This window comes from Alcaligenes sp. SORT26 (genome assembly GCF_017377875.1).
GTDB classification, from domain to species: domain Bacteria; phylum Pseudomonadota; class Gammaproteobacteria; order Burkholderiales; family Burkholderiaceae_B; genus Alcaligenes; species Alcaligenes parafaecalis.
Genome location: NZ_CP070975.1, coordinates 3007190 through 3026097, shown reverse-complemented (window position 1 = coordinate 3026097; position 18908 = coordinate 3007190). Strand labels below are relative to the sequence as shown.

The 18908-nt window shown below is 57.4% G+C and carries 15 protein-coding genes; 5 read left to right on the top strand and 10 right to left on the bottom strand.

Going from position 1 to position 18908, the window contains the following annotated elements:
• Nucleotides 1–11 precede the first annotated feature (11 nt).
• Complete coding sequence (locus JYG33_RS13830) at nt 12–2222, bottom strand: indolepyruvate ferredoxin oxidoreductase subunit alpha (protein ID WP_207872753.1); 2211 nt, start codon at nt 2220–2222, stop codon at nt 12–14.
• A gap of 199 nt (nt 2223–2421) precedes the next feature.
• Between JYG33_RS13830 and JYG33_RS13825 the strand changes: the two genes are divergently transcribed.
• Nucleotides 2422–2880, top strand: coding sequence for a MarR family transcriptional regulator (locus tag JYG33_RS13825; protein WP_189393678.1), 459 nt, complete (start codon nt 2422–2424; stop codon nt 2878–2880).
• A 131-nt stretch (nt 2881–3011) separates the two neighbouring features.
• On the opposite strand, the gene JYG33_RS13820 is transcribed toward JYG33_RS13825, so the two are convergent.
• On the bottom strand, nt 3012–3995 hold the full coding sequence (locus JYG33_RS13820; protein WP_207872752.1) for a tripartite tricarboxylate transporter substrate binding protein: 984 nt from the start codon (nt 3993–3995) through the stop codon (nt 3012–3014).
• 63 nt (nt 3996–4058) lie between these two features.
• A complete protein-coding gene (locus JYG33_RS13815; RefSeq protein ID WP_207875864.1) occupies nt 4059–5657 on the bottom strand; it encodes a sulfatase-like hydrolase/transferase in 1599 nt (532 codons plus the stop codon).
• A gap of 251 nt (nt 5658–5908) precedes the next feature.
• Here JYG33_RS13815 and JYG33_RS13810 point away from each other — a divergent pair, with 251 nt between their 5' ends.
• The gene (locus JYG33_RS13810) at nt 5909–6649 is read left to right on the top strand and encodes an IclR family transcriptional regulator (protein WP_207872751.1); all 741 of its coding nucleotides are present in this window, start codon (nt 5909–5911) and stop codon (nt 6647–6649) included.
• 134 nt (nt 6650–6783) lie between these two features.
• On the opposite strand, the gene JYG33_RS13805 is transcribed toward JYG33_RS13810, so the two are convergent.
• Nucleotides 6784–7779 (bottom strand): 5'-nucleotidase, encoded by a 996-nt coding sequence (locus tag JYG33_RS13805; protein WP_207872750.1) that lies wholly within the window; start codon nt 7777–7779, stop codon nt 6784–6786.
• 123 nt (nt 7780–7902) lie between these two features.
• Between JYG33_RS13805 and JYG33_RS13800 the strand changes: the two genes are divergently transcribed.
• The 3 genes from JYG33_RS13800 to JYG33_RS13790 all read left to right on the top strand — a co-directional run bounded on the left by JYG33_RS13800 (nt 7903) and on the right by JYG33_RS13790 (nt 11411).
• Nucleotides 7903–8604 carry a glutathione S-transferase family protein gene (locus JYG33_RS13800; protein WP_207872749.1) on the top strand — a complete coding sequence of 234 codons (702 nt, stop codon included), beginning with the start codon at nt 7903–7905 and terminating at the stop codon, nt 8602–8604.
• Between the two features lie 84 nt (nt 8605–8688).
• Nucleotides 8689–10212: an MFS transporter gene (locus tag JYG33_RS13795; protein WP_207872748.1), complete on the top strand. Its 1524-nt coding sequence runs from the start codon at nt 8689–8691 to the stop codon at nt 10210–10212.
• A gap of 221 nt (nt 10213–10433) precedes the next feature.
• The gene (locus JYG33_RS13790; RefSeq protein ID WP_207872747.1) at nt 10434–11411 is read left to right on the top strand and encodes a tripartite tricarboxylate transporter substrate binding protein BugD; all 978 of its coding nucleotides are present in this window, start codon (nt 10434–10436) and stop codon (nt 11409–11411) included.
• A gap of 212 nt (nt 11412–11623) precedes the next feature.
• Here JYG33_RS13790 and JYG33_RS13785 read toward each other — a convergent pair whose 3' ends face one another.
• From JYG33_RS13785 to JYG33_RS13760, 6 genes are read right to left on the bottom strand one after another with little or no spacing between them, the layout of a single operon-like run.
• Nucleotides 11624–12943, bottom strand: a complete 1320-nt coding sequence (locus JYG33_RS13785) for a CobW family GTP-binding protein (RefSeq protein ID WP_207872746.1) — start codon at nt 12941–12943, stop codon at nt 11624–11626.
• A gap of 59 nt (nt 12944–13002) precedes the next feature.
• On the bottom strand, nt 13003–13881 hold the full coding sequence (locus JYG33_RS13780; RefSeq protein WP_207872745.1) for a phosphonopyruvate hydrolase: 879 nt from the start codon (nt 13879–13881) through the stop codon (nt 13003–13005).
• Nucleotides 13882–13901: 20 nt separating this feature from the next.
• The gene (locus tag JYG33_RS13775) at nt 13902–15128 is read right to left on the bottom strand and encodes a pyridoxal phosphate-dependent aminotransferase (protein ID WP_207872744.1); all 1227 of its coding nucleotides are present in this window, start codon (nt 15126–15128) and stop codon (nt 13902–13904) included.
• Nucleotides 15125–16783 (bottom strand): iron ABC transporter permease, encoded by a 1659-nt coding sequence (locus tag JYG33_RS13770; RefSeq protein ID WP_207872743.1) that lies wholly within the window; start codon nt 16781–16783, stop codon nt 15125–15127. The genes JYG33_RS13775 and JYG33_RS13770 overlap by 4 nt, the downstream gene beginning before the upstream one ends.
• Nucleotides 16780–17844: an ABC transporter ATP-binding protein gene (locus JYG33_RS13765; RefSeq protein ID WP_207872742.1), complete on the bottom strand. Its 1065-nt coding sequence runs from the start codon at nt 17842–17844 to the stop codon at nt 16780–16782. Before JYG33_RS13765 ends, JYG33_RS13770 begins: the two co-directional genes overlap by 4 nt.
• Nucleotides 17845–17855: 11 nt before the next feature.
• Nucleotides 17856–18839, bottom strand: a complete 984-nt coding sequence (locus JYG33_RS13760) for an ABC transporter substrate-binding protein (RefSeq protein WP_207872741.1) — start codon at nt 18837–18839, stop codon at nt 17856–17858.
• Nucleotides 18840–18908: the final 69 nt, after the last annotated feature.

Genomic DNA, 18908 nt, shown 5'->3' with positions numbered 1-18908 from the left:
TACGGGTGTGCTTAGAAGGCCAGGCGGTCACGACGAGCAGCGTCACGACGCTGCAACCAGCCGATAAAGCCACGGCGGGTTTTTTCGCGGAACTTGTCCCAGCCAGTCGGGTTGCTGACCACTTGTGCTCGGTAGAAAGACGGGCACAGAATCGCAGCGTGGGAAACCTCGCCACACAGACCGCAACCCACACAACTGTTCATCACGTTAGCCACCGGGTCCTGACGCAGGGCGTCCGGATTGGGGCGAATCGACAGCGAAGGACAACCGGACAAGCGAATGCAGGAGTGATCGCCGGTACATGTATCCGGATCCACACCAAAGCGCTCGCGCACCACACGTTCGCCAGCAGCCACGGCTTTACGCACCTGGCCTTTTTCACGACGCTGACGGTTCAACATACATTCACTTTGCGCCACCAGCACTTTCGGACCTTTTTCTTTGGTCGTCAGCGCTTCACGCAAGGTGTTGGTCATGGTCTTCAGGTCGTAGGTGCGACGAATCATGCGCAACCACTCCACACCCACACCACGCGCCGCTTTCTCGATCAGGTGACCGGTACTGCGGGTTTCGTTCTTGGCCTTGGAGGACAGAATGTCCTGACCACCTGTAGCCGCGGTGTAGCTGTTGTCGATCACGATGGTCAGGTTGTCACTGCGGTTGAACACGGCGTTAGCAATACCGCTGGTCAAACCGTTGTGCCAGAAACCACCGTCACCCATCACCGAGATCGCACGCTTGTCCGAATCCACGTTCAAGGCAGCCGAACCGGCGCCACCCAGGCCGTAACCCATGGTGGTATTACCCAGGTTGAAGGGCGGCAAAATGGAGAACAGGTGACAGCCAATGTCGGCCGACACGTGGTGTTCGCCCAGCTCGCGCTCCACCAGCTTCAGTGCGGTAAAGATAGGACGCTCTGGACAGCCGGTACAAAACCCGGGCGGACGGGCGTGGACGTTCTCGTCCAGGCTGCCCAAGGGTTTCACTTCAGCGGCTTCGGCTTCCACCAGGCTGGCTTGTTCTGCTTTAGGACGCTCCACAGTCTCGACTTTCATCGGGATCACGCGTGGTTTGCGAGCGGGCAGGGGCTCGATGCGCTCGTATTTTTCCATGAAGGCGCGCAGGCCTTTCAACATGGTGGCGGTGTTGTATTCACCAGCCAGAGGCAACAAGTCCTTGCCGTGCAGCGTTACGTCCACATTGTGACGACGCACAATGTCGGAAATATTCTGTTCAACAAAGTTGGGCTGACCTTCTTCCAGCACCAGCACCGCACGCTTGCCTTCACAGAAGCGAACGATTTCGGACTCGATCAGCGGGTAGGCCACGTTCATGACGTACATGGGCACTTTGGATTCGCCAAACACGTCGGCCATGTCCAGGTGCTCCAGGGCACGGATCACGGTGTTGTAGCCACCGCCCTGAACGATCAGGCCGACGTCATCGGTGCCATCAGCAAAGAATTCATTCAACTGACGCTCTTCGATGAACTTGACGGCGTTCGGCCAGCGCTGTTCGATCTTTTCTTTTTCATGCAGGAAGCTGGCGGGCGGTAACACGATACGGTTGATATCGCGTGTGGGCTGCTCCATCGCTTCTTTGATGGTGAACTTGGCGCGGCGGTTGTCCGAGGCCACAAACTGACCATGCACGTGACAGGCGCGGATACGCAATTGCAGCATCACGGGGGTGTTGGACGCTTCGGACAGATCAAAACCGTCTTTTACCGCTTGCACGATACAGGGCAGGTTAGGACGGGGGTCCAGCATCCACATCTGGGATTTCATGGCAAAAGCGTGGCTACGCTCCTGCATGATGGACGAGCCTTCACCGTAGTCTTCGCCCACAATGATCAGCGCACCGCCCTTGACCCCACCGGAGGCCAGGTTGGCCAGCGCGTCCGAGGCCACGTTGGTGCCCACGGTTGCTTTAAAGGTAATGGCGCCACGCAGCGGGTAGTTAACCGACGCAGCCAGCGTTGCCGCCGCCGTTGCCTCGCTGGCACTGTTTTCAAAACGGATTCCGTTTTCTTGCAAGATGTCCTGGGCATCCGCCAGTACATCCATCAAGTGCGAGATAGGCGCACCCTGGTAACCGGCCACGTAGGACACGCCCGATTCCAGCAGGGCTTTGGTCACCGCCAGGATGCCTTCGCCACTGAATACGTCTCCATCACCCAGGCGCAGCTTTTTGACTTCTTCGACAAACGATCGCTCAGCCATTTTTCTTTCCTTACTTACCGCTCATTGTGAACATGGTATTTATTTTCATCTGAATATGTTTATATCTCAACATATCCATCCTCATGGTTTTCCCTAGTAAAGTCAGCAAATTATTTGCGACACGCAAACGGACAGCTTGGTTATAGTGAGCCCTGTTGCCGCCTCGCGGCACCCACTAGCCTGTAACGATAATAAGCACATGAGCCCCACCGAACACGACTCAGTCTTCGTCGAAAACTACCTGCCCGCCCTGCTTGCCCAGGCCAGCCAGCTCATCTCTGCCGAGTTCCACGAAGTGGTGCTGAGCAACGGTTTGTCCATTTCCGAATGGCGTGTCCTGTCCACTTTGTCCGGCGCGGGCGAAGTCAGCATCGGCCACCTGGCTCGTATTGCCACCACTAAACAACCCACCGTGACCCGTTTGCTGGACCGGCTGGAAAAACAGGGCTTGCTGCGTCGCGTGGCCCACGATGTGGACCGCCGCATCACGCTGGTACGCATTACCGAGGAAGGCCAGACCCTGATCTCGGGTCTGATTGCCAAGGCTCGCCTGCACGAGCAGGAAGTGGTGCAGCGCCTGCAACCGCTGGACGTCAATGCCCTCAAGACCACCTTGCGGCGTCTGATCTCCGAGCAGCACGACTACAACGAGCAGTAAAACGCAGCAGAGCCCACCGCACTATTGGTTCAAACCCTGCTTGGTTTGAACCACACCCGGCTTAAAAAAAGCAGCACACCCGCCTGCGATCCAGCTACAAGCAGGTGTGCCCGCCGGGGGATACCAAAGCCTTATTCAGGCTGGATACCCAAGGTAGGAATCAACTCGGAATAGACTTTGGAGTCGTTCTGTACACGCTCCAAGGTCTGGGAAGGCGTGGTAAAGAACTGGGCCAGACCCCGGCTCTTGAAGGCAGCCTGCATTTCGGGCGTCTTCAGAGCGGCATCGACCTGTTCCTGAATTTCTTTCACGGTGTCATCGGGCGTGGTGCCGGGGGCAAACAGCGCAAAGGTCGTGGTTGGAATACTGTTGGCATGGCCGCCCGCTTCCTGCACCGTCGGCACATTAGGCAGCAGCTCGGTACGCTTGTCAGCACCGACAGCCAGAACCCGGACCTTGCCGCCATTCACGTGCTGCGAGGCCAGAATCCCCCCGACCAGCATGGCATCTGTCTCGCCGCCCAGAATGGCGTTGGTGGCCGGAGCCATGCCCTTGTATGGGATGTAGGTGAAGTTCACCCCTTCTTCACGGGCCAGCAAGCCCATGCCCAGGTGCGTGACGTGTCCACGACCGCCTGTGCCCACATTGGTATCACCATTAGCTTTCTTGGCCTGGGCAATGAACTCTTTGTAGTCCTTGGCGGGGAAGTCATTACGCACCAGCAGATACAGGTTCACACCCGCGACGGTCGTCACAGGCTTCAGATCCGTTTCCCATTTGTAGGGCAGGTTGCTGTAGAGCAGCGGGTTGGTGGACACGGCCAGGCTATCGACCATCAGCAGGGCGGCACCGTCACCCTTGGCTTTGGCGATATTGTCGGTGCCGATAATGGCATTGGCGCCTGGACGGTTTTCAATCACAAACACCTTGCCGGTGGCTTTGTTCAGATGCACACCCAGGTCACGGGCCAGAATGTCAGGCTCGGTGCCGGGTGGGTAAGGGACCACAATACGAACCTGATCGGTGGTCGGCCAGGCGGCCTGAGCCATCATCGGGGCCAACGCACCCACGCCTGCCAACAACAGGGCCAGTGTCGTATTTTTAAGCTGCTTCATTTGTCCACTCCTTATCGTTATTGATTGCGGCCCGCCACCGACTGGTAGCCCCCCGCAGCGCATCTACCATCGTCCAATCAAGATATTCATCATGCGCTCGTGCGCATTGGTACGATTCTCTACCGCAGCCCAGCTCTCGCTGGCACGCCCTTTCAGGGTGTCGTGCCAATCCAGCAGGCCTTCTTTCATACGCCGACATACCGCCGCTTGCGCCGGGTCTGCGCCCAGGTCATGCAGCTCGTCAGGGTCTTGCTTCAAATCGAATAATTGTGGCCGGTAGCCTTGCCAGTGTATGTATTTATACCCGGCATCGCGCAGCATCAGGCCATGGCATTCATCCACACCACGACCCAGAAGGTGGCGCGCTTCCCGATAGGCATAATCCAGGCTGGCCACGGTGTATTCACGTGCCCAGTCGGTCTGGCCGTGCAAAAGCGGAATCAGGGAACGGCCTTCGACCCGGTGTTCCTGGGCGGGCAGGTGCAAGGCATCCAGAATCGTGGGGGTGACATCCACACACTCCACAAAAGCATCGCTGCTTTGGCCGCGTGTGGCATTCGCTGAGGCCCGTGGGTCGACCACGATCAGCGGAACGCGAATGGCGTTTTCAAAGAAGTACTCTTTCTCGCCCAACCAATGGTCACCCAGCAAATCGCCGTGATCGGAGCTGAAAATAATCAGTGTGTCTTTCAGGCGGTCCTGCTGCTCCAGCATGTCCAGCAAACGGCCAACCTCATCGTCGATCTGCTGGACCAGACCCATATAGACGGGCTTGATCGTGCGCCAGACCTCGTCCTGGGCAAAGGATAGCGACTCTTCGTGCTGCTGATAGGCCGCATGCACAGGATGTGCATCATCCTGGCGCTCATGCTCCGCACGCAAGGGCGTACAGGCGTCTTCCGCCCCAAAGCGATCGTGGTAGGGCGCAGGTGCCTTGTACGGCCAATGCGGTTTGATAAAGGACAGGTGCAAGGCCCAGGGCGCATCACCTTTGTCCGTGATGAAATCCATGGCCCGCTGCGTGAAATAGGCAGTTTCCGAATCCTGCGCCTGCACGCGTGCTGGCAGGCTGGCATTACGCATGTACCAGCCAGAGGCGAACTGACCCTGGGCGTCCTGGCTGCCAATCACATAGTCTTCCCAGGGACGCTCGCTGTCGTAACCCTGGGCCTGCAAATACTGGCGGTATTCGCTATCCGGGCCCATCTCGAAGTGGCCGTCATAGCGCTCAATCGCGGTGAAGCCGCCTTGCCAGAAACGCTCGGCCCCCTCGGGCTGAACCTGGAAGCGACGTGCCTTGGCCCCCGCCGGGTCCGGTACATGGTGAGTCTTGCCCAGCAAATGGCAGTCTCGGCCCGACTGGGCCAGATAATCACCCAGATACAGCTCGTCGATAGGGTGCGGGACACGATTCCAGGTCACCCGGTGCGATAAAGGATAACGGCCGGTGTAGTACGAGGCACGCGACGGCCCACAGACGGCAGAATTCACATAAGCGCGATCAAAGCGCACGCCCATGGCCGCCAGACGGTCCAGATTGGGGGTTTTCAATACGCCGCCTGGGGCATAACAGGACAGGTGGTCCGCACGTAATTGGTCACACATGATGAACAGCACATTCTTGATATCTGAAGACACCTGCCTGGGTTCTGCCTGATTCATGTCCGCCTCGAAAAACGCCGGGCAAGGCAAGAGCATGGCCCGACTGCAAAAAGGGAACGTTCATATGCAAAAAATGCACGATGAAGCTGTCTATGTCTCAGATTATTACCGCAGTCTGAGAATAATTTCCGAATAATACGAAGGTTTAGGTATAAACCAGTAGGTCGGGCCAATGCCCGATGTTGCGCCCCACTGACAAGCCAGAGCGTGGTTAGAATAGAGAACCAACAACTCCGTTTTTACGAGGGCACATGAATAGTCTAAGACGCATGCTGCAAATTCTGGACTTGTACGGTGCACACACGCCGGTTCTGGATGTGGAGACCATCTGCACCCGCCTGAGCTACCCTCCCGCCACCACCTATCGCTATCTGAAAGAGCTATGCAATAGCGGCCTGTTGATACGCAGCCCAGAAGGCTATGCACCCGGGCCACGGTTTATAGAAATGGATTTACTGATCCGCGAGTTTGATCCGTTGGTCAGCCGCTGCCGCCCCCTGTTGCGCTCGCTGGTAGAGCAAACCGGGCTGGATGTATTGATCGGCCAGCAGTATGGCGAACGCATCCTGACCACGCATCAGGAAACCGGGCCGGAGCGCTTCGAGCTGCTGTTTGGCCGAGGTCGGACGATGGACATGTTCCGCAGTTCCACGGCACGTATCGTCACCGCCTACCTGCCGACTCGCCATCTGCGCCGCCTGTACGAGAAAAATCAGGAAGTGGACTATGTGCAGCGCCTGGGCAAGGATTGGCCAACTTTTTCCGCCCATATGCAGGAGCTGCGCCGTGCGGGCTATTGCATCACCAAAGAGCAGATCAACCCGGGCATAGGCGGCATCTCCGCACCCATTTTTGACGATGCCAAGCGTATCTTCGGCAGCCTGACCTTGCTGGGTAGCCTGGAGCGTTTTGAAGCCATCAACCCCGAGGCGCTAGCCAGCCTGATCCAGCCCGCTGCCCGCGCCGTTAGCCGAGCCCTGACTCAAGTCTGAGGACTGGATGCCCACAAGAACCAAGCCGCGCCTGATCCAGCATCAGCTCGCGGCTTCGTCTTGGGCGGCTTTACAACCGAATGCACTTGGCACTATGCCCGCTGCAGCCGCACTAGCCGATCACAGCCCCCTATCTACGGCTTGGATTTCCGCTGCTCCTGTTTCCGACTCTTCTTTTTCTCCGGCTCCACCACTTTCACCTGTGGATGGTTGACCACCCCGAACGGGATATGCACAGAGGGTAAGGTCTGCGCGGTCGGGATCAAGTGCGTGGTCTGATCATCAAAGAAAATATGCGGCTGCAAGACCTCCAGCACCCGCCGCTTTTCAATTCCACCCAGGAAAAAAGCCTCATTCACTTCAATACCCCAACTGCGCATGGTGTTGATGACGCGCTCGTGGGCCGGTGCATTGCGCGCTGTCACAATCGAAATCCGCAGGCGAGGGGTGTAATCAGCATTGTTTGTGCGGTGCTGCTGCTCCACGGTCTGAATATGCGCCAATTTCTTCAAAAACGCCTGCAACAGGCCCGGATTGTGCGGCTTTTGCACCAAACGCACTTCATGCTCGAAAAATGCGGGCAAGCCGCCTTCCTGCTGGTACACACGCTCGGACTCGTCGTCCGCAATCACCCCGTCAAAGTCGAAGGCCACGCGGATAGGCTGGTCGTCATAGGCGTCCTCGTAAGAGGAGTTCAGAACCTGGCCCGCGGGATAGCCTTGCTGTACCGCCCGGTGCACATCGTCCTGATTGGCCGATAAAAACAGGCTGATCGACAGGGGCTGAATATAGGGACTAGGGTCGCCCCCTTGCAGAAATACCGCCCGCGTAATGTCCAGATCGTGATGCTGGATGGAATTCATCACCCGCAGTCCCGTATTGGGATCGTTCCGCGAGAGCAGCACCACCTCCACCAAGGGATCGTCAGGCGACAGATCATTCAAGGCCAGCAAACGCCGGATAAAGGAAAACGCCACGCCGGGCTTCAAAGGCTCGTGTTCACGCGCCAACTGATAATCGCGGTAAGCGGCCTCGCCTTGCTCCAGAAAGACCTGATGGGACTGGCTCAGGTCAAACAGGGCGCTGGAAGCCAGCCCAATTACCAGTCTTTTTTCCAGGTCATACGCCATGGACTGCTCCACAAATCAGCAAAAAAACAGCATACCAAAAGGACAAGCCGATTCTGCTACTACCCAAGCAGAACAAAGCCTACTAAAGTGCAAGCACCATCCCCTTCGTGAAATCTTGCCACCATGAAACCTTCCAAGAGCTATACCCTGATTCTGGGCAATCCTCATTACTCATCCTGGTCCTTGCGCCCCTGGTTACTGATGAGTCACTTGGGCATAGATTTTGACGTACGCTGGTTCAACTTTGGCCCCCCGTTCAGCACCCTGGCCTTTCACGAGATGGCCCCGTCCGGGCAGGTTCCTGTTCTGCATACCAATGGGCAAATTATCTGGGACAGCCTGGCCATTGCCGAATATCTGGCCGAACAGCACCCTGGTGTCTGGCCCATCGATCCCCTGGCACGCGCCTGGGCCCGCAGCGCCAGCGCGGAAATGCACGCCAACTTTTCCTACCTGCGCAACCTGTGTCCCTTTGCTGTAGCCCTGCGTGCCCACCACCATCAGCACGATATGCGTCTGCAAGGCGAACTGGAACGTCTGCAAACGATCTGGCAAGAAGGCCTGAGCCGTTTTGGCGGTCCCTTCCTGGCCGGAGAGCGATTCAGTGCGGTCGATGCCTTTTACGCCCCCGTCGTATTTCGCCTGCAAACCTATGGCCTGAAGCTGGACGAAGCCTGTCAGGACTACATGAACCGCTTGCTGGAACTGCCCGCCATGCAGCGCTGGCATCAGATGGCCTGCCAGGATGCCTGGCGCGACCCGGATCACGAGGCTGAAATTTTGCGTGTGGCTGATATACATCTGGATTTACGCCAGCCAGCCTAGTGTCAACGAATTGCCATGTCAGTGCAGGCACGAAAGAGTATCCTTGATGGTCCCGAATGATTTCGCTGTCAAGGATTCCGCCGCATGGGCGATACGTACTTTCGCACTACACACTACCAATTCTCCGATTTGGACTCTCAGGCGCAGGACGCCTACATCAACTCGCTGACTGAACAAGCGCGAGCCAAGCCGTCCTGTCTGCGTTTTGATGTATTGCGCAAAGACCAGCCCCCCGGGCAGTGGGTTCTGCATGAAAGCTGGCGGGACTCGCAAAGCTGCAAGGACTTCCATGCCAGCGCCCCCGCCCAGACCTTGCAAAAGGCGCGGATCGAACAATGCCTGAACCATCCTGCCCAGCAGGCCGCGGCTGACAAGCCTGCGGCAGCACGCCCGGCAGGCAAGAAAAGCCAGTGGGACCCCTACGTCTGGATCAGTATCGCCATGTGTATCGGGGTGATGGGCACGGCCTTGGCCAGCCCCTTGTACCCGCTGTACCAGGACCGCTGGGATCTGAACGCCAGCCATATCACCCAGCTCTACGTCGCCTATATGGCCGCTGGTTTGACGGGCCTGCTGTTCCTGGGCCGCCTGAGCGATCTGAAAGGCTTCATGCCCGTACTGCGCACAGGCCTGATTCTGGTCACCAGCGGGGTGACCCTGTCCGCCTTTGCCTGGGACGTGGGCAGCTTCCTGTTCAGCCGCATCATGATCGGGATGGCCTCCAGCATGATTGTGACCTCGGCCTCCATCGGCCTGGGGCAATTCAACCGGGGCGGGGATGTACAACGAGCCGCCGCCACCACCTCGCTGATGCTGGCCTTTGGCTTTGGTCTGGGCCCGGTCGTAGGCGGCCTGATTGCACAGTGGATACCGAACCCGCTGTTCTCCAGCTACATCCCGTCCATGGCGCTGGGCGTGCTGGCCATCTACGCACTGTTTCAGATCAAACCCATCGCCAGCAAGCAGCCCGTTCCGCAGGAAAAGAGTAGCTGGCGTACCTGGATGCCCCGCCTGACGCTACCTGCCACCCATCTGCGTCGCCCCTATTTGATTGGCTGTTTGTCCGCCTGTTGCGCCTTTGCCATGTTCAGCCTGTTTGCCTCTCTGGCACCCAGCTTCATGGCGCAAATGGTGCCCTGGCACGGCCCAGCCACCAGTGGCTTGTCCATCGGGATCATCTTGTTCATGTCCTCGGGCTTTCAGTTGCTGATTCGCCGCTGGCCTGCCAAGCGCAGCGTCATTGTGGGGCTGCTGTCCTTCACCCTGGCCTGCATCGCCTTGCTGGTCAATCTGTGGGCCAGCTCTTCGTTGCTGTTCATTTTATGCGTACTGCTGACCGCCTTTGGTCATGGCCTGTGCATGTACGGTGGCATGTCCATTGTGCAGCGCGTCTCACCCCCGCATCAGCGTGCTGGCCTGACGTCTACCTACCTGATTACCGGCTATCTGGGCGCGATTCTGCCCATTCTGGGGCTGGGCTGGCTGGCCGACCATCTGGGTCTGGATCAGGGCCTGATGATCTTCTGCGGCCTGATCGCCACGGCAGCACTGACGGTCTCCATCATCGCTTACCTGACGCCGGTCCTACACAAACCGACCGCTGCCTGAACCTGCACTCCGGCAAACCGTGGCCTCTGGCTACGGTTTGCTACCCCTTCCGCCCCCGTATATTCCCCTAGTCCATTTAGGCCCCTTACTAGGGTTAGACCTGAAAAAGAAACGCGTCTACCCTCAGTAGAATAAAGCCACTCCTGCAACGCTTCGCAACACCGAGCGACCGGACCCAAGTATCTCCCACAAGAATAAGCAATCCTTATCAAGGAGGCATTATGGCTGTTGCATTAAACAAGCTGTTTGTCAGTCTGGGCGCGGCTTTAGCCTGCTCGGTCACCGCACAGGCAGCGGGTTATCCGGACCACCCCATCAATATGGTGGTGCCTTTTGCGGCGGGCGGCCCCACGGACAACGTGGCACGCGCTCTGGCCGAAGCCATGCGCCCAGTTCTGGGTGAAACCATCGTGGTCGAGAACAAAGGCGGGGCAGGTGGCTCCATCGGTACCGCCCAGGTCGCCCGTGCCAAGCCGGACGGCTACAACATTTTGCTGATGCATATCGGCTTTTCTACTGCACCGTCGCTATACAAAAAACCGGGCTACGACGCCATCAACGGCATGTCGCCCATAGGGCTGGTGGTGGACGTCCCCATGACCATCATTGCCCGCGAGGACTTCCCGCCCAACAACATCCAGGAGCTGGTGCAGTATCTGAAAGACAATCAGGACAAAGTCTCCCTGGCCAATGCCGGGATTGGCGCCGCCAGCCACTTGTGCGGGACCATGTTTACCGAAGCCCTGGGTATCGAGCTGCTGACCGTGCCGTATAAAGGCACCGCCCCCGCCATTGCGGACTTGATGGGCAAGCAGGTGGACATCATGTGCGACCAAACCACCAATACCACCCAGCAGATCAAGTCTGGCAAGGTCAAGGTGTATGCCGTCACCAGCCCGGAACGTGTGCCTACCTTCCCGGACGTCCCCACCATGCAGGAATCCGGTTTCAAAGACTTTGAAGTCGGGATCTGGCACGGTATGTGGGCACCCAAAGATACGCCTCAGCCTGTCGTCGATACCTTGGTGAAAGCGCTGCAAACCGGCATGGCCGACAAAGACTTCCAAAGCCGTATGGCTACATTGGGAGCGACGGTCATGGACAAAGAAGCCAACCCGGCCGCCTTGCAGGCCAAGGTGGAACAACAAGTGCCCCAGTGGGCCGCACTATTCAAGAAAGTGGGCGTAGAGCCCCAATAAACCCTGTTAGCCCAAAGGCTTTGAAAAGGACGCTTCGGCGTCCTTTTTTTCGGTTTGAGGAGCTGTCTATCGTAGCGGTGGATAGCCTGTTCGGATGACGAAGGGACAATGCTCCATCAAGCTCCCGGCGACTCAAGAAAATCCGATCAAGAAAGGCTCGGACTCAAGGACTAAAGAAAATCCGGCCAAGAGAGGCCCGGACCCATCGAGTCTTAATCCGTCTTTCGGACCGTAGTATCCAGTTCCTGCAATCGCGCCCAAAGCTCCTGAACATCCATATCCTGCGTGATCAATACCATGCGCCCTTGCTGATCCGGCCAAGGCCACTGCGGCACGGCCTGCCAGGGGTAGGACTGATGCTGGACGGCATGAATCACCTGCGGCTGGTCCATGCCTTGTACGGGTAAAACGGCCTTCAAGCGCAAGAGGCGCGGGCCTGCCCATTGGCACAGATCCGATAACCAGGATTGCAGCTTGTCGGCAAGCAGAGGCTGGGGGAACAGGGCGCTTAAGGAGTAGATGGAGTCTCCATGGCGGGAGACATCCGGCATGCTGACCGGAGACGTTTTGGGACTCTTCCCATACGGGTGAGCAGACTCAGGACTGTTGCTGTTGCTGTTGCTGTTGCTGTTGCTGTTGCTGTTGCTGTTGCTGTTGCTGTTGCTGTTGCTGTTGCTGTTGCTGTTGCCAGCCATGGTGCCCGTACCGTGGCTATGGCTATGGCTATGGCTATGGCTATGGCTATGGCTATGGCTATGGCTATGGCTATGGCTATGGCTATGGCTATGGCTATGCACATGATCGTGATCGTGATCGTGATCGTGATCGTGATCGCCAGTATCTTGCCCCAGCTCCTCGAAGGCTTCCAGACTCCAGGCCCGTCCTTGCCCGGCTTGCTCACCCAAGCCCAAGAGACTGGGCGCAACGGGCTGTGAGGCCGACAAGATCTGCTGCTGCGCCAAAGGATTCAAGCCACTCACGTATTCACGCAGCGCCTTTTCCGTCCCTGCATCTACCCGATCGCGCTTGCTGAACAACAGCAGATCCGCCACGGCCACCTGTCGCTGAGCCTCGGCATGGCGGGCCAGCGTTTCCAGCCCATGCTCCAGATCCACCACCGTCACCACACCCGCCAGGCTGTACTTCCCGGCCAGTTGAGGCTCACTTAACAAGGTATGCAGGATAGGAGCAGGGTTGGCCAGCCCGGTAGTCTCAATCAGCACGCGCCGAAACTGCCGTTGGCCTCCCCGCGAAAAGCGCCAGGTAATATCGCGCAAGGTCTGCACCAGGTCGCGTCGTATGGTGCAGCACAGGCAGCCACTGCCCATCGCCTCGATCACGTTTTCCTGGCTATGCGCCACCAGATGATGATCCAGCGCCGTCTGCCCAAACTCATTAATGATGACCAGGGTGTCGGCCATCGCGGCTTCTTGCAAAGCACGATTGATCAGCGTGGTTTTGCCACTGCCCAGAAAACCGGTCAATAGCGTGACCGGGATTGGGCATTGTGCAGGCTGGAGCATCGCATTCATCCGGCTAAAGGCCCGCCATCGGGCCATCAGCTATTATACGGAGCCGAGCGCTGCTGGCTCTAGCGCAGGAATCGAGCCTCGATCTGCCGCATATGGGCGTCGCCTTGAAGACCAATAATGGTCTTGACGGCGGGCAGATCGGCATCCACGTTCTGAATACCGCCATCCTGGCGAATTTTGGCAAATACCGCCTGCATCGCACCAACGGCCGCACGAATTGCATGATTGCCGTAGATCACCACGCCCACTTTGCCCAGTTGTGCAATATCAGCCTCGGTCAATTGGGGGTATGCCGTTGGTACCAGCACCAACGGCACCTTACCCGTCCAGGCCTGCACAAAAGACAGAATCTGTTCAGGCGTGGCTTGTTTGGAGTGAATCAAAATAGCATCCGCGCCCGCTTGCTCGTACGCCAGCCCACGCTTTAAGGCCTCCTGCTGACCCAAGCCAGCGATCAAGGCTTCGACCCGCGCAATGATCAGAAAATCAGGGTCACGACGTGCTGCACAGGCCGCTTCAATCTTGCCCTGAAACTCTTCAATGCGTACCAGTTCCTGACGCCCGTCAGTCCGCAGGCTGGTATCTTTCGGGAAGGTTTTATCCTCCATCACAATTGCACTGGCACCTGCCGCCTCGTACAGAGGTATGACATAGCTGACATTCACCGCATTACCAAAGCCGGTATCAATATCAGCGATCAGAGGAATATCGACGGTCGAGGCAATCGCCCGCATCATCTCCAGATGCGTTCCCATCGACAAGATATTGGCATCAGGCACCGCATAACTGGCGGACAACTCGAAACCGCTGCCCCAAATTGCCCCGAAACCGGCATCCTGAGCCAAGCGTGCAGACAGCGGGTTATGGGCGGCCATCGCCGTCATCAACCGCCCTTGGGAGAAGGCCTGTCTCAATACCTGATTTTTTTTACTACTCATACTAATTCTCCTTAAGGGGACTAGCTCAATCGAGCAATGGCTTGAGCAATACGGCTCATCGCTTCTTCCAGCTCCTGATCGCTGGAGGCATAGGACACCCGGAAGTGGCCGGGTAGCTCGAATGCCGAACCGGGCACCACCGCCACCCCTACGCTGCGCAGAAAATACATGCACAAGTCCTTGTCTGTGCTGATCAACTGACCTGCTGGATCACGCAAACCCAATACACCTTGGCAACTGGGGAATACATAAAACGCCCCCATGGGCAAATCACATTCAATACCCGGCATGGCATTGAGCGCTGCCACAACCCTGTCTCGGCGGCGTCGGAACGCTTCCACGAATTCGGGCAGAAAATCCATTGGGCCATCGAGTGCTGCAACTGCTGCGGCCTGGCTGATGGAGCTGGTATGAGAGGTTGCCTGCGACTGCACCAGATTCATGGCCTTGATCAAGTGCAGCGGACCTGCTGCAAACCCAACCCGCCAACCTGTCATCGCATAAGCCTTGGAGACGCCATTGATAGTCAACGTGCGGGCCGCCATCTGCGGGGACAAGGCTGCAGGCGTGGCAAAAGGCTCATCGCTATAACGAATCTTCTCGTACACATCATCAGCCATCACCCATACCTGCGGGTGACGTAACAACACCTGCTCCAGCGCCTCCAGTTCCTGACGCGAATACACCGCGCCGCTGGGGTTCGATGGCGAATTGAGCATCAGCCATTTGGTGCGGGGGGTGATAGCGCGTTCAAGCTGATCTGCTTGTAACTTGAAACCGCCTTGTGCACTGCAACGCACAATAACCGGCTGCCCACCCGCCAGTAACACCATTTCGGGGTAAGACACCCAGGCGGGGGTAGGAATGATGACCTCATCGCCTTCCTGCACCGTGGCCTGCAATGCGTTGTACAAAGCTTGCTTGGCCCCGCAACCGACCTGGATTTGATCCGGACTGAAATGCAGGCCATTGTCACGCTCGAACTTGCGCACCACCGCCTCACGCAAGGTCAAGGTACCTGCCACTTCGGTATAGCGGGACTCATTGCGATCAATCGCTTCTTTGGCCGCCTGACGCACATGCTCGGGAGTCGCAAAATCCGGCTCGCCCTGACTAAGGGTGATGACTGACTGCCCCTGTTGCCTCATTTGATTTGCCAGACGCGTCATCTCCTTGGTGGCTGATGCTTTCGCTCCCAACACGCGCTGGGCCAGCGCGATCTCTTCCTGACATTGCACAGAGCTCATTGTGTCCATCCTACTTTTACTTTGAAAATGAAACGGGTCAGCAGCAGCGGCAAAAATATCGCCATCAACAACACCAGGCTATAGGCACTGGCCTGCGCCAACCGCCCACTGTCCACCAATTGAAAAACCTCGATCGGCAGGGTGCTCATCCCGCCAAAATACAGAACCACCGTCGCGGATAGCTCCGACAGCGTCGTAATCCACATCAGCACCGTGGCCGCAATCACCGCAGGCCACACCACCGGCAACACGACCCGCGCAAAAGTCGGCATAGGGGCCACACCCAGACTGATGGAGGCCTCCTCGATAGAGTTACGCAAATTGTGCAAAGGCCCCATGGCAGCACGCACACTAGTGGGCACCCGGCGTAAAAAGTAGGCCAGCGCCATAATGCTCCAGCTCCCAGTCAGCACAAGCCAACCGCTGTTGAACACATTGATCAGCGCAATGCCCAATACCGTGCCTGCAATCGTTAAAGGCAGCATGACCAGCACATCCAGACTGGCAGAAAGACCAGAAGGGCGTTTTACGATCAGGTAGGCGGCCAGTATGGAAAACACGGCACCTGCACTGGTGGCCGCCGCGCCCAGCAGCAAGGAGTTGTACAGAGGACCGGGGGCCTGCACCAGCGCTTGCTGCATGTGGCTTAAAGTGAACCCGCCATACTTCAGCACCGGCCCAATAGAGGGCGTGAATGCAGTGACAATCACCACCATCACAGGCAATACCGACAAGACAATCAGGATCGTCACCAAAGCAGCACACACGCCCGCCTGCCAAGCCTGCAAAGGGACTCGCTCCGGAGGCCGACCGGACTCCATCTGATACGTACGTCGGGCCACGACCCATTTTTGAATCAGCAGCAAGGCCAAACCCAAAAACACCAGCAAAGAGGCCATCGTGGTCTGCATCTGGGGATTACCGCCCATCTCACTGACAAACTCGTTGTAAGTCTTGACCGCCAGAACCGGGGTACGAGCTCCCAGAATGGCTGGAACGCCAAAATCCCCAATCACATGCATGAAAACCAGCACTGCTGCACCGCACAAAGCAGGCACCATCAGGGGAAAGGTCACCGTGCGTAAGGTGCGCCCTAGAGAGCTGCCCAGACTTAGCCCCGCCTCTTCCAGGTTGCGATCCATGGACTTCAGACCCACCAATACGGCTACATAGGCGTACACGTAATTGTTCAAGGTCATGACAAAAACCAGACCCCACCAGGAATACAAGGAGGGCAGCTCAAACCCAAAGGGAGCCAGCACGCTATTGAGCACACCTTGTTTACCCAGCACCACAATCCAGGCTGCAGCCACCACCACATCCGGAATGACCAAAGTCAGCAGGGGCAAGACACCCAGGCAAGCGGCCAGAGGAAAAGAAAAACGAGCTGCTGCCAGAGCCAAACCGGCACCCAACACCAAACTGAGCAGCGTTACCGCCCCACCCAGCCACAGGGTGTTGAACAGGCTTTCCCGATACGCCGGTTCAGAGAAAAACTGCACATAGCCGTGCAAACCAACCTGGCCTTCTTTGTTAAACAGGGAGCTGGCCAGCATGGATAAGACCGGCCACAACAAAAAATAGCCTAACAAGGCCAATGCCCCCAGGGCCAACAACAACCAGGCTGGATCACGTCGCAAAGAGCCCAGCATCATGTGCGCTCCACTAAAAGAGCGGACTCGGGAACGCGCAGGACTACCGCATCACCCCGTTCCCAACTCTGACTTGAGCCGGTATTCCAGACCACCGCCTTCAAGAAACCAAAACCAGTGCGCAATTGATAAGCCGTGCTGGGGCCCCGGTAATCCACATGCTCAATCCGCGCGGCAATGTCACCCTCTGCCAGCGGGCGCGGGGCATCCACACTCAAGGTTTCTGGCCGCACCGCCAACATCGTCTGTTCAGAGAAACGCCCGGTAGACTGGATGCGCACAACGCAGCCCGTCGTCTGAAAGCGGCGACAGCCATCGGCCGCCTGACTCAGTTCCTCTTGAACCTCGATCAAATTTGCCCCACCCACAAAATCAGCGACAAAGCTGTTATCAGGACAGCGGTAAATCTGCTCGGGCGTCCCAACCTGGCGTACACAGCCCCGGTCCATGACGGCAATGTAATCAGACACGCTCAGCGCTTCTTCCTGATCATGCGTCACAAATACCGTGGTAATACCTGATTCCTGCTGCAAATCCCGCAGCATCTCACGCAGATCAGTACGCAACTTCGCATCCAAAGCGGACAAAGGCTCATCCAGCAAGAGCAGGTCAGGTTTGATGACCAAGGCACGCGCCATGGCCACCCGCTGTCGCTGTCCCCCGGACAGAGCGGAAGGCGCAGCATCCGCTTTATCCTTCAAGCCAACGCGCTCCAGCATTTCCAGGGCGGGGCTGCGGGCTTGAGTGCGCGACAGGCCCCGCGCCAGCAAACCGTAGCTGACGTTATCAAGCACGCTACGGTCCGGAAACAGCGCGTAATCTTGAAACACCATGCCTACGTTGCGTTTGTGCACGGGCACTTGCGTCATTTCTTTCTGGCCGAACAGCACCTTGCCATGGTCAGGTCGTACGAATCCGGCCAACATGCGCAGCAAAGTCGTCTTGCCACAACCCGATGGTCCCAGCAGGGTAAACAACGAGCCACTGGGGATATCCAGATCCAAGCCCTGAAACAAGGTCTGGGGACCGTAGCTCTGTCCAATGCCTGATAAATGTATCTGCATACGAGTCCCGCTTAACTCTGAGAAACCAGAGCACGCCAACGCAACAAGAAAGCATCGCGCTCGGCACCCATACGCGCATCATCCAGGGCATGAATGCTGATCTGGTCCATGGCAGGCAAGGTCGTCAGCGTATTGACAGCAATATCGTTGCGCAAAGGGCGGCGGAACGCGCTTTTGAATACTTCTTCCTGTGCCGTCTGGGAAGCCAGAAAGTCATACAGCTTGCGGGCGGACTCGGGGTTACGGCCGCCTTTGATCAAGGCCATCCCTTCCGGCGATAAAAAAGTGCCCTCTTTGGGATAGACCAGAGCAATCGTATCCAGCCCGCCAGCCACATATTGATAGGCGGCATACTCCATCGTCACCGCAATCGCAAACTCACCATTGGCAACGCCTTCATAGGCACCTGAAGTCGTCCCGACTACCACGGCATTGCGCACGACCTTGTCAAATACCTCTTGGCCCATCAGGTCCTGCAAACCGTACAAAGCGACGTAAGAGGAGCTGCTGCGCTCCGGATCGGGAATCACGATCTTGCCCTTCCAGGCCGGATCAGCCAGATCCGCCCAACTGGCAGGAGCCTTGAGTTTGCCCAACTGACGCTCATTCACCATCAACACCGTGACATGGGTATTGGTACCCAGCCAGCGTTGCTCGGCTCCCTGGAACTGCGCGCCCACCGCACTGGCTTCAGGCGAGGAGTAGGGAGCCAGGTACTGGGCATACTGCGACAAAGTCGAAAACCCGCCCGACCAGAATAAATCCCCCAAAGGCTGCTCTGCTTCGGCCTTGATACGTTGCATCAATGCACCGGAACCGGCCCGCACCACCGACACCGATATCTCGGGGTGAACCTGACGGAACTGCTCAATCACCGTGTTCACCACATCGATGTTATTGGAGGAGTACAACACCACCTCATCCGCCTTTGCAGCACCCGAACCCAAGCATGAAAGCATGAGTAAAGCGGATAGATAAGGAAAACGGTTTTGCATGATTATTTCCTGAAATTTAAATAAAATTGCATGAAAATCATGGTATTTATCTTAGATGACCGTTCTGTT

Excerpts from the sequence above, each read along its gene's own strand:
- JYG33_RS13830 (WP_207872753.1), bottom strand. The coding sequence starts at position 2,222 with ATGGCTGAGCGATCGTTTGTCGAAGAAGTCAAAAAGCTGCGCCTGGGT.
- JYG33_RS13825 (WP_189393678.1), top strand. The coding sequence starts at position 2,422 with ATGAGCCCCACCGAACACGACTCAGTCTTCGTCGAAAACTACCTGCCC.
- JYG33_RS13820 (WP_207872752.1), bottom strand. The coding sequence starts at position 3,995 with ATGAAGCAGCTTAAAAATACGACACTGGCCCTGTTGTTGGCAGGCGTG.
- JYG33_RS13815 (WP_207875864.1), bottom strand. The coding sequence starts at position 5,657 with ATGAATCAGGCAGAACCCAGGCAGGTGTCTTCAGATATCAAGAATGTG.
- JYG33_RS13810 (WP_207872751.1), top strand. The coding sequence starts at position 5,909 with ATGAATAGTCTAAGACGCATGCTGCAAATTCTGGACTTGTACGGTGCA.
- JYG33_RS13805 (WP_207872750.1), bottom strand. The coding sequence starts at position 7,779 with ATGGCGTATGACCTGGAAAAAAGACTGGTAATTGGGCTGGCTTCCAGC.
- JYG33_RS13800 (WP_207872749.1), top strand. The coding sequence starts at position 7,903 with ATGAAACCTTCCAAGAGCTATACCCTGATTCTGGGCAATCCTCATTAC.
- JYG33_RS13795 (WP_207872748.1), top strand. The coding sequence starts at position 8,689 with ATGGGCGATACGTACTTTCGCACTACACACTACCAATTCTCCGATTTG.
- JYG33_RS13790 (WP_207872747.1), top strand. The coding sequence starts at position 10,434 with ATGGCTGTTGCATTAAACAAGCTGTTTGTCAGTCTGGGCGCGGCTTTA.
- JYG33_RS13785 (WP_207872746.1), bottom strand. The coding sequence starts at position 12,943 with ATGAATGCGATGCTCCAGCCTGCACAATGCCCAATCCCGGTCACGCTA.
- JYG33_RS13780 (WP_207872745.1), bottom strand. The coding sequence starts at position 13,881 with ATGAGTAGTAAAAAAAATCAGGTATTGAGACAGGCCTTCTCCCAAGGG.
- JYG33_RS13775 (WP_207872744.1), bottom strand. The coding sequence starts at position 15,128 with ATGAGCTCTGTGCAATGTCAGGAAGAGATCGCGCTGGCCCAGCGCGTG.
- JYG33_RS13770 (WP_207872743.1), bottom strand. The coding sequence starts at position 16,783 with ATGATGCTGGGCTCTTTGCGACGTGATCCAGCCTGGTTGTTGTTGGCC.
- JYG33_RS13765 (WP_207872742.1), bottom strand. The coding sequence starts at position 17,844 with ATGCAGATACATTTATCAGGCATTGGACAGAGCTACGGTCCCCAGACC.
- JYG33_RS13760 (WP_207872741.1), bottom strand. The coding sequence starts at position 18,839 with ATGCAAAACCGTTTTCCTTATCTATCCGCTTTACTCATGCTTTCATGC.